We start from the raw sequence: 1,008 nt of genomic DNA on the forward strand, positions 1-1,008 counted from the left end.
ATACAAAGGCTCACTCGCCTTCTTTAATAACTTAAATCCGTCTGTAAATAAACCCATGTCTCTAACCTCGCTTTCTTTTTTATCATGAATGCTTGCATTCATGCTGCGAAATGCACATCATGCAATGCATGATTTTCCTCTGTGCATTTCTGCAATCCTGCGGAGCATCTGCTCTGATTTTTCAGAGCACTGAAGCCCGCCGGGAACTTCACCCTGCGGGCTGTGTTCCCGACCTTTCGGTCAGATACTTTTTATCTAATGCATCGCCTTATATGCTGCAATGCCTGCTACTGCCGCCACAATGACTGCGACAAGTCCAAGCAGCATGTTTCTCGTCTTTTTCTTCATCGCTTCAAACTCCTCCTGCTTCTTTACAGCCGAATCAGCTGTTACAGTCTCCGGTTCAGCCTTTCTGCCTTTCTTCTTTACCTGTTCATTCTGCTCTGCTTCTAACTGCTTTATTGCAGGCTCTCCCTCTGTTGACACATAAGTAAGTGCCCTGTTTCCAAACATAAAATGCAGTTTCTTTCCCATATACTCGTAGAAATTCATCCCATTAAAGGAATAGAAACCACCGAGAGCAATCGGTGCCACACAGGGAATTGCCACATAAGCAGAACCCGTAAGACCGATATACTTGTAAAGAAGAAGGACAATACCGCCACCGACCACTACGCTTGCAATGGAAAATATAAGCTGCCTTGCAGTAAGTCCCATCGCAACCGATTCCTGATAGCGGTCAATATCCTTGTTTACTTCGATTACCATTGTCCCTGCCTCCTATCTTGATAAATCCTTTGTCTCCGGCTTTCTTGTCATTCCAATATTTGCCTCATACTTATCCATTCCATCCGGACACAATTCCCTAAGCTTATCTACATTGAACAGATAAAGTGGATATTCGCAGAAACCGCTCCTTTGCGTAAATCCCGTAAACTCTCCAATGTCATTGTCTGTAATAAACTTTTCAATATCCGGCATGTCATTCACATTCAGATATCCGCAGTA

The 1,008-nt window shown here is 43.8% G+C and carries 2 protein-coding genes; both read right to left on the reverse strand.

Annotated features, from left to right (window positions below):
• Window positions 1-255: 255 nt before the first annotated feature.
• Window positions 256-768, reverse strand: a complete 513-nt coding sequence (locus tag WMO38_RS15045; protein ID WP_008120650.1) for a PrgI family protein — start codon at window positions 766-768, stop codon at window positions 256-258.
• A gap of 12 nt (window positions 769-780) precedes the next feature.
• Window positions 781-1,008 (reverse strand): DUF4313 domain-containing protein (locus WMO38_RS15050; RefSeq protein WP_349163218.1); only part of this gene is annotated, 228 nt, incomplete at its 5' end.

The sequence above is a fragment of the Lachnospira hominis (ex Hitch et al. 2025) genome, assembly GCF_040096395.1.
Lineage (GTDB): Bacteria > Bacillota > Clostridia > Lachnospirales > Lachnospiraceae > Lachnospira > Lachnospira hominis.